The sequence below is a fragment of the Bradyrhizobium sp. genome (assembly GCF_016462955.1).
Taxonomy (GTDB): domain Bacteria; phylum Pseudomonadota; class Alphaproteobacteria; order Rhizobiales; family Xanthobacteraceae; genus Bradyrhizobium.
In genome coordinates, this window is sequence record NZ_JAEMSD010000094.1 from 658 (window position 1) to 9,348 (window position 8,691).

Consider the following 8,691-nt stretch of genomic DNA (forward strand, 5'->3'; position numbering starts at 1 on the left):
GACCCTGGCGCTGCTGATCTGCTCGGAGCTGCTGGTCGGCAGCGTCATCGGGCTCGGCGGGCGCATGTTCTTCCTCGCGCTCCAGACCATGGCGACCATGATGGCGAGCGCCATCGGGCTCAGCAATATTCCGGGTACCCCGATCGGTGACACGGATCCGGCGCCCGCGCTGGTGCCGCTGATCATGGCGGCCGTCACCACGCTGTTCTTCATGACCGACCAGCACTGGCAGGTCCTGCGCGGGCTGATGAACTCCTACGAGGTCTGGCAGCCCGGCAACAGGCTCGGCGGCGGCGTGGCGCTCGACCTGCTGGTTGGCCGCCTTTCCGAAGCGTTCGTGCTGACGCTGCGGATCTCGAGCCCCTTCATCGTGTATTCGGTCATCGTCAATTTGGCGATTGGCCTGATCAACAAGCTGACGCCGGCAATCCCGGTCTATTTCATCTCGGTGCCGTTCGTGTTGTTCGGCGGCTTCCTGCTGCTCTACCTCACCAGCGACGAGCTGCTGACGCAGTTCATGCTCGGCGTCTCCTCCTGGCTGGCGGAGTGACCCGGTGATGACGTCGCGCGCGGACAAGCTCGGCCGGCTGGTCTCCCTGGTGAAGCTCCAGCTTCGGCTCTCGGAATGGCAGCTCGCGCAATTGCGGCAGCGGGAGCGCAGCCTGGAGGACGAGCAGGAATGGCTGGTCGGAGCCTTGAACCATGGAACGCCCCCGGCGGGATCGTCGAGCGAATCGATCGCGCGTCGCCTCAACACGACCAGCGTCGGTGCGCGCGCTGTCCAGGCAGAGGCCGCGCAGCAGCTCGACCAGGTTCGTCGCGAGAGCCGTCGCGTCAAGCAACTCGAGGAGGTCGCGAAGGCGGCGCTCGCCGACAAGCTTCGCGACGCCGAGAAGCGCTCCCTCGAGGAGATGACGGGAACAAACCCTGCCGTGCATGCGTGGACGCCACCGCCAGCCAAACGGAACAAGACATGATCGTGACAGCGACGACCGACCTCGTCCTCGACGTTCTCGAAGCCGCGGACCCCGTGACGCAGCGCGCGGCGACCGCGAAGCTCGATGCGCTGAAAGCATCGGATGCCGATTTCGCCGCCACGATGGACGCGGAAACCGGCAAGGCCAGGGCCACGACCGCCGTTCAAGCCGCGGCGAATGCCGCCGAGGCACAGTCGGGTGCAGTGAACGGGGCCCCGGTGCAGGTGATCAAGGCGCCGGCCTCCGGCGAGGTCTACCGGAAGTTCGAGGCCTTCATCCTCCAGACCTTCGTCGAGACGATGTTGCCGAAGGAATCGGAGGAGGTCTTCGGCAAGGGCACTGCCGGCGGCATCTGGAAGTCGATGCTTGCCGAGCAGCTTGGCAGCCAGCTGGCAAAGGGCAAGGGCATCGGCATCGCCAAGCAGCTCGCCGCCGCACATCCGGCGGGATCGGATGCCGGGGCGAAGGGCGGATGATGATCCGCGAACGGTTGACAGAAGTTGAGGGGTGAATTTTCTATGCAGACACAAGAAGGCGCGGCGGCCATGGCAATCGACCAGGCACTAGCCGACACCGGACTGACGCGGACAGAAGCACCAGGCGAAGCGCTGCTGCCCGTGTTGCTGCCGATCGCAGGCAACGAGGCCGTGGTCGAGGGCGCGGATGCGGCGAGATCGGATGAGATAGGCGGCTTGCTGGCCGCAATCCGCCGTCTCGCCAGTATCGTCGAGGAGGAGACGGCCGCGCTCACGACGAGCCAGAAGATCGATTTCGACGACTTCAGCGCCCGGAAGAGCCGCGGCATGCTCGAGTTCGTCCGCCTCATGCGGGCTGGGATGCATCTCGGCGGCGAAGTCGAGATCACCGAGGAGATCCGGCGGCTGCGCGAGAAGCTCGAGCGCAATCGTTCGATTCTGGAAATGCACTACGATGCGGTGCGCGAAGTCGCCGGCATCATTGTCAAGGCGATCAAGGAGGCCGAGTCGGACGGCACCTATACCGGTCGTGCAGCGCAGGATGGAAGATGATCAGGCTGGTGCTGGCCGGGCTCTGGGTATGCATCCTCACTGCGGGCACGAGCTATGCCGTCGCCTATTGGAAGGAGAAGGGCAGCCTGCTGCCGGCAAAGGACGAATATCTGGAAGGGCTGCAATATCACAAGACGCGGGCGCTGAGCGTGCCCATGGTCGAGAACGGCAATGTGCAGGGCTACATCGTCGCGCGCTTCGTTTACACCATCGAAGGGCGCACCGTGCAGCAGTTGAACGTTCCGCCGGAGCCGTTCGTCGTCGACGAGGCCTTCCGCCGGATCTATGCCGACGACCGGCTCGACTTCAGGAGGCTCGCCCGTTACGACCTTTCCGTCTTGACGGCAGCCATCAAGCAGCGCGTCAACGAACGGATGCAGGGTGACATCGTCCAGGACGTCCTGGTCGAGGACTTCAACTACGTGTCAAGGGAAGAATTCCAGCAGAAGCCGTAGAGGGGGGCGGGGGCTGGACGACCAATTCAGTTCGGTCAGCAGCAAGACTCTTTCTGTCCCTCCTGCCTTGCGGGCAAGGCAATCGCATAAGGCGCTGTGCGCGACATGAACGCCGGAGTCCACCAAGACCAGCACGATGCACCCGGTTCTCGTCCCGAGGCCCGCCGAGGGCGGGCGTCTCGAAGGATGGCCGCGCGCGAAACCGCTTCCAGATAGGACACCTCGCCTTTTGGGTGAGGCTCACAAGGCTCGTCATGCCCGTGGAAAGGAGTGATGGCCGGGACAAGTCCGGCCATCACGCTGTGGACCGTCAGGCGCCGGCCGGGTAGGCCGCCGGAGCGGCTTGCGCCCTGTTCAGGAGGATGCCCACCTCATCAAGCTCCTGCAACGGCTCCTCGAGGGGCTCGCCGGCCGGGATGTTGAGGCGGTATCCGACGTAACGGCGGGCGACGATCGCGTCGAACCCGAGGCGGTCGCGGAGCTTCTTGCGCAGCTTGCTGACGTGACTCTCGATCACGCTCTCGTCGAAGGTGGACTCGAAGAGGCCGTAGATCGCGTTGAAGATCTGCGTCTTCGTGATCCACTTGCCGTGGTTGGCGACCATATATTCGAGAATGCGCAATTCGCGGCGGGGGAGGGTGAGGGCGTGGCCGGCGATCTCGGGGTCTCGGCCGTTGAAGAAGACCTGGATCCTGCTCTCGCAGGGCCTCGGCAATTCGCCCACCCGGCGCCGCGCGATCGCAGCCGTTCGGGCCAGGATCTCACGCAGGTGAACCGGCACGTGCACGACGTCGTCGACACCCGCCTCGAACAGCTCGAGCGTGTTCTTGAGCATCCTCTGGCCGCTCATGGCGATGATGGGAGCCGAGGATCGCTTGCGCATGGCTCGTGGCAGGCTTCCACGGCCATCGCAGTCCCCGAGGAGAAAGGCGTCCACCGCAGCCAGATCGGATTCACTGGCGGATTGCAGCCAATCCCAAAATTCCCCGGAGGAGAAGCCGATCGACGACACGCCTTCGCGAACCAGCCCTCCGACGTAGCTGTTTGCGACGCTCTCGCGATCATCAACGATAATATACATCAGTCTTTCGCCCCTGTTTCGCACTTGTTGCGGCCGGCTGGTTGTTGTGATGCCCCGGCTCGGCAACGATGCTGTTTGACGACATTCCATCCCGCGAACCGTTGTTGTGGTTTCGATATTCGCGGGCAGCCCTACGCGTTCAGTGCCTGCGTCTCGCAGGCCTGTGACTTCAACTCGATACTGAAACGCTTACTGTGTGGGGCTCGGCGGGTTTGTTTACGGACCACCCCGCGGAGCGGATTGAGAAACGGACCTAGAACAGCTGCGCCGAATTGCTCATCGCGTCCAAACACTGCTGAACCGTGTCGCTCACCTCGCCGACTGGCGAGAATCACTTGAGTAGGACCGTAACAATTGCCGAATCCCGATCAAGCGCGTGGAAGAAAGCGATTGCTATACGTGCTTGATGCTGTTGATTCGTTTCGGGTTGTTTCTGATGTATTCAATCGCATCAGTTGATTTGGATTGCGAACTAGTTTTGCACCCTGATGGTTGTATAGTTCCGCATCCCCGTAGGATTACAGCTATTTCGGGTGGTGCCCCCGGTCGGGTACATTGACGCATTTTCAATCTGAAATTGACTTCGGGGCCGACCTTTCCACATGCGGCAATTCGACTCATGTCGCGCGAGGACTCGAGCTTGGTGAAATCTTGGCGAGTGTGTGTCTTTCGAGTCGCACTATCGCCACGTGCATGATGCGATCGACTCGTGAGGCGGCGCATCGTGCGATGAAAAGTTTCGATGCGCACGTTTCAGGCAAGCTTCGGCAAATAACGTCACCTTTCGACAGATCGAACCCGAACGGAGCATCTTCACATGTTGTCCGATGGACAGGCTCGTCCCAACGCGACCGCGGATGCTTCAACGGCGGCGAAGCGGGGACCGGAGGCGAGCGATACTAAGGACGGCTCGACGCGGACGGCCACGCCTGCCGCAAGCGCAAAACGTGTATCGGCCGCGTCGAGCGACGAAGCTCTCGCAAAGGAGGCACTCGAGGGCTTGAAGCGTATTCGTGCTAAGGCGCGCCTCGACAAAATGGCGATCCCGAAACCTGCCCCGGCAGTGATCAAGCCTGCCGTGATCGTGGCAAAGCCGCCGCCACCTCGTCCGACATGGGTCGCGCCGCTCGCAACTCTGGCAGCCGCTGCCATGTTGGTGGTGTGCGCCTGCACCGGCGTGATCGCCTATCTCACCACCCAGCCCGCGCAGAGCAACGCCGCGGCCTCGGCGGAGATCAGGAATTTGCGCGAGACCGTCGCACAGTTGCGCAAGCAAATATCGGGCGTGTCCGAGAATCTGGACGGCTTGCGTACCGCTGTCGATCAGTCGAGCAAGGTGACGAACGATCGCTTCGGCCGGTTTGCCGAGAACCTGGACCGGATCGAGCGGGTGAGCTCGTCCTCGACGGCGAAGCTCGACAAGCTCGCCCAGGTGCAGGCCCAGGCTTCCGCGCCGACAGCGGTGCAACCGCAGCCCGTGCCTCAGCAAGGGCCGATGATGGCGGCGGCCGCCGCTCCCGAATTCACGGGATCGGTCCCTGCGCCCGAGCGTGCGTCGCCGCCGCGCAAGACGATCAAGGGCTGGTCGGTTCGTCAGGCCTATGATGGGATCGCGATCCTGCAAGGCCCGAACGGCGTCATCGAGGCGGTGCTGGGACAACAGGTGCCGGGTCTTGGCCGCATCGAAGAGATCAGGAGCGAGAACGGACGGCTAGCGGTGGATCTCAGCGGCGGTGGCGTGGTCTATTCTTCACGCAAGGCCACGCCTTGATCGCGTTCCTTAATGACGGTGATGCTCGAAGCTGGTGCATAGCAGGTCGATCTCGGCCTCCGCGATCGGCGCGCGAAACAGACGGCAGCTGAATTCGAGGGTTGCCTTGACGTCCGTGGTGCTACGATCTTCCCGCAGGAAGATGCACCGCTTGCAGACGTCGGTGTGGTGCCGCTGCTCGGCGGCATCCGAATGGTCCAGCACGTGCCGGAACGTGTCGCGGAAGCGGATCTTGACGTCGTCGTCGAGAACGGCGATCGCTTCGACGAGAACGTTGACGGGATCGCGCGTCAGGAACTTCTTGCCCTGCTGGGTGACGCTCAGCATCACCGACCGCTTGTCCGTAGCCGAGCGCTTTCGCTCGAGATAGCCGAGCCGCTCGAGCTCGCCGATGATGAACGAGGCAGTGCCACGCGTCGTGCCGACATAGCTCGCCAGCGCCGACGGCGTTCGGGAAAATCGGTTGGCGCGAGAGAGGAAGCGCAACGCCATCCATTCGCGGTCGCGCAGGCCGTGCTTGGTGCCTTCAAACCACAGGATTCGTGCAACTTGCTCCAGCAGTTCAATCGATTCACGGGCCAACTTCATTTCAATTCCAGGTCGAGAAACGCTTATTCAATTGGCTCTAAACGGCACAGTGAATGAACGAAAATGAAACCCGCTCGCGCGCTCCGTCGGCGGCCATCGCGCGTCGGTGGAAGAGCTTCTCCGTTTCCGGTGATGAAACTTCCGGCCGTGGAACTAGGGTGTCACAAAGAAAGGCCGAGTAAATTGCACGCACCGGATCATCTGAAAATTTCACTCAAATGGCGACGGTTTGCGCACTGATTGGCGAGGAGATGCGATAGACGAGCAAGATGATGTGTCGTTGCGGCGCCGTGATTGCCATTTGTTGCTGCAGAGCCTGTCGCGCGTGCGAACAGGCGCAATCACCGCGACACCGGGGCCGTCGGATCGCCCGCAAAAGAACCGGCTTTCTCGGTTAATGGATGTTGCGCTGCAATGCAGCTAGACGGTTAAGTCGCGCGCGCCATCTTCCCCTGCGCGCCACAGCGCGTCGAGACCGTGTCGATAGGTCGGGTGGACGAGCGTAACGCCGAGCTCCCGCTTCAATTTCGCATTGGATACGCGGGCGCTGCTGGCATAGAAGCTGCGGGCCATTGCCGACATCTCGGCGGTCGCGAACACTTCTTCGGGCGGCGGCGCGACGCCCATCAACTGCGCGGCATAGGCGATCACGTCCTGCGGCGGCGCGGGCTCGTCGTCGCAGACGTTCCAGATGCCGCCGCCGCGATGATGGACGGCGGCCATGATCGCACCTGCGATGTCGTCGACGTGGATGCGGTTGAAGATCTGTCCCGGCTTGATGATGCGCCGCGCCGTTCCCGCGCGCAGCGTCGCCAGCGCGTTGCGGCCGGGACCGTAGATGCCGGCAAGCCGCAGGATCGCCGCATCGCCGCCCGTCGCATCCGTCCAGGCCTGCTCCACGGCGATCCGCGTGCGGTTGCGATCGAGCGTCCCTTGCGGCGGCGTGCTCTCGTCGACCCATGCACCACCGTGGTCGCCATACACCCCGATGGTGGAGAGATAGACCACCTTGCGGCGGCTCCCCTGCAGCATGTCGCCGAACGCCGCGATCGCGGGATCGCCGGCGCTCCCGGGCGGGATCGACACCAGAAGCACATCGGCCTCGCGAACCCGTTCCACCGTTTCGCGCCCGGGGGCCCCGCCGGAAAAGGCGTGCACCTCGAGGCCGGCGAGATCGTTCCGCTGCGCCGGATCGCGCACGGTGCCGGCGACGTGCGAGAAGCTGCTGCCGTGTCGGCGGACGAAGTGCCGGGCGCTGTAGCCGAGGCCGAGGATGAAGAGCCGCATGCGTCTCCCGTGCAGGTCGAGTTCCCACGCACAACGTCGCGCGCCTTTTGCTCATAAAAGATTTTTGGGTCCGGCAAAAGATATTGCGATTTGTCTCGCCTCCCGCCTCCGGCGATGGTCGCCTGGCACAGGGAGGCACGACCATGCAGGCAGACGCGCTCGCTCAGGCGCCAGTGGATGCCGCCGATCTGATCCGGCGCGCGGCTGCGCTGATCTTCGATGTCGACGGCACCCTGGCCGAAACCGAGGAGCTGCACCGGCAGGCCTTCAACCATGCCTTCGCCCGCCACGGTCTCGGCTGGGAGTGGGACCGCGCGGTCTACAGGCATCTGCTGCTGGTGACGGGCGGCAAGGAGCGTATGCGCGCCTACCACACCAGTCTGGTTGCTGCCCCGCCATTGTCGGACGCGGACATTGCGGAGCTTCACCGCATCAAGACCACGCATTATGCCGGGCTGGTCGAGACCGGCTGCTGCCCGTTGCGGCCGGGCGTGGCGGAGCTGCTGGCAGATGCAAAGGCGCGTGGCCAGCGGCTTGCGATCGCAACCACCACCTCGCACGGCAATATCGATGCGCTGCTGTCGCAGGCGCTGGGGACGGGCTGGGCTGCGGACTTCGACGCGATCGTCGCCGGCGACGACGTCAGGCACAAGAAGCCCGCGCCGGACGTCTATCTCGAGAGCCTGGCGCGGTTGCAGCTGGAAGCGCACGACTGCGTCGCGATCGAGGATTCCGGCAACGGGCTGATGGCGGCCTCGCGCGCCGGCATCCCGGTCCTGATCACGCGCAGCATGTTCTGCCGGGATGACGACTTCACCGGGGCCCGGGCCGTGTTGGAGGATCTGTCGGAACTCGGCAGCGCCAACCAAAAACTGAAAAACAACCCCATGCACAGTAGATCACGCCGGCGTGATCGCGGTGCTTAGTGGACGCGGTGACTTGTTCTATCGTCCTCGGCCTGCTCGACAATCTGCGCGATCGGGCTCGACTGATGGTGCACCAGGCGCCAGTCGTCGCCGACGCGGCGAAAATGATTGGCCGCGGCCAGGGCGGTGCCGTCGACGATCTCGATGCAGAGCACGCGCGCGCTGTCGCCGTCGACGATGGCCTGCGGCTCGGCGCAGACGATCTGCGGCCGCTGCGGATCTTGCAGGATGTCGCGCCAGCTGCCGATCACGGTGGCGCGGCCGATGATGGCCGGCCAGCCGGGATGGATGCAGGAAATGGCGTCGTCGTCCGCCCACATCCGTTCCATGCCGGCAAAGTCGCCCGTAGAAAACGCGGCGTAGAAGGCCGCGTTGGCGGCAATGACCTTGGTGTCCTTTCCCATCGCTATCGGGTGGGGCAAGGACCGGGAAAAATCAAGCGCGACTTCCGTCGATTTTGGCCGCAGTGCAGCATTCCAGATGGAATTCCAGCCGATACCACGGTCACCTCCCCTTATCGCGCGGGCCAGGTCGACCGGCACAACGCCGGCCCCGCGCGCCTGGACGGATCATCCGAT

General features: G+C 63.8%; 11 protein-coding genes. 7 read left to right on the forward strand and 4 right to left on the reverse strand.

Translation table 11 applies throughout. The features are described from left to right. The 5 genes from JHD07_RS12690 to JHD07_RS12710 form a co-directional block, all read left to right on the forward strand. On the forward strand, positions 1–550 hold a 550-nt coding region (locus JHD07_RS12690; protein ID WP_291622524.1), incomplete at its 5' end, for a flagellar biosynthetic protein FliR. 7 nt (positions 551–557) lie between these two features. Continuing rightward, positions 558–977: a hypothetical protein gene (locus JHD07_RS12695; RefSeq protein ID WP_291622527.1), complete on the forward strand. Its 420-nt coding sequence runs from the start codon at positions 558–560 to the stop codon at positions 975–977. Beyond that, on the forward strand, positions 974–1,453 hold the full coding sequence (locus tag JHD07_RS12700) for a rod-binding protein (RefSeq protein ID WP_291622529.1): 480 nt from the start codon (positions 974–976) through the stop codon (positions 1,451–1,453). The genes JHD07_RS12695 and JHD07_RS12700 overlap by 4 nt, the downstream gene beginning before the upstream one ends. A gap of 42 nt (positions 1,454–1,495) precedes the next feature. Then, positions 1,496–2,005 (forward strand): flagellar biosynthesis protein FlgN, encoded by a 510-nt coding sequence (locus tag JHD07_RS12705; RefSeq protein ID WP_291622531.1) that lies wholly within the window; start codon positions 1,496–1,498, stop codon positions 2,003–2,005. After that, the gene (locus tag JHD07_RS12710; protein ID WP_291622533.1) at positions 2,002–2,460 is read left to right on the forward strand and encodes a hypothetical protein; all 459 of its coding nucleotides are present in this window, start codon (positions 2,002–2,004) and stop codon (positions 2,458–2,460) included. The genes JHD07_RS12705 and JHD07_RS12710 overlap by 4 nt, the downstream gene beginning before the upstream one ends. A gap of 310 nt (positions 2,461–2,770) precedes the next feature. Here the strand turns inward: JHD07_RS12710 and JHD07_RS12715 are convergent, their stop codons facing one another. Then, on the reverse strand, positions 2,771–3,541 hold the full coding sequence (locus JHD07_RS12715; RefSeq protein ID WP_291622535.1) for a winged helix-turn-helix domain-containing protein: 771 nt from the start codon (positions 3,539–3,541) through the stop codon (positions 2,771–2,773). 817 nt (positions 3,542–4,358) lie between these two features. Between JHD07_RS12715 and JHD07_RS12720 the strand changes: the two genes are divergently transcribed. Further along, positions 4,359–5,312, forward strand: coding sequence for a hypothetical protein (locus JHD07_RS12720; protein WP_291622537.1), 954 nt, complete (start codon positions 4,359–4,361; stop codon positions 5,310–5,312). Positions 5,313–5,321: 9 nt separating this feature from the next. On the opposite strand, the gene JHD07_RS12725 is transcribed toward JHD07_RS12720, so the two are convergent. Both JHD07_RS12725 and JHD07_RS12730 read right to left on the reverse strand, forming a co-directional pair. Then, the gene (locus JHD07_RS12725) at positions 5,322–5,900 is read right to left on the reverse strand and encodes a MarR family transcriptional regulator (RefSeq protein ID WP_291622539.1); all 579 of its coding nucleotides are present in this window, start codon (positions 5,898–5,900) and stop codon (positions 5,322–5,324) included. A gap of 420 nt (positions 5,901–6,320) precedes the next feature. Beyond that, on the reverse strand, positions 6,321–7,187 hold the full coding sequence (locus tag JHD07_RS12730; protein ID WP_291622541.1) for an SDR family oxidoreductase: 867 nt from the start codon (positions 7,185–7,187) through the stop codon (positions 6,321–6,323). A gap of 143 nt (positions 7,188–7,330) precedes the next feature. Between JHD07_RS12730 and JHD07_RS12735 the strand changes: the two genes are divergently transcribed. After that, positions 7,331–8,113, forward strand: a complete 783-nt coding sequence (locus JHD07_RS12735) for an HAD family hydrolase (RefSeq protein ID WP_291622543.1) — start codon at positions 7,331–7,333, stop codon at positions 8,111–8,113. Here JHD07_RS12735 and JHD07_RS12740 read toward each other — a convergent pair. Continuing rightward, the gene (locus JHD07_RS12740) at positions 8,110–8,517 is read right to left on the reverse strand and encodes a nuclear transport factor 2 family protein (protein WP_291622545.1); all 408 of its coding nucleotides are present in this window, start codon (positions 8,515–8,517) and stop codon (positions 8,110–8,112) included. The genes JHD07_RS12735 and JHD07_RS12740 overlap by 4 nt on opposite strands. Between the last annotated feature and the right edge of the window lie 174 nt (positions 8,518–8,691).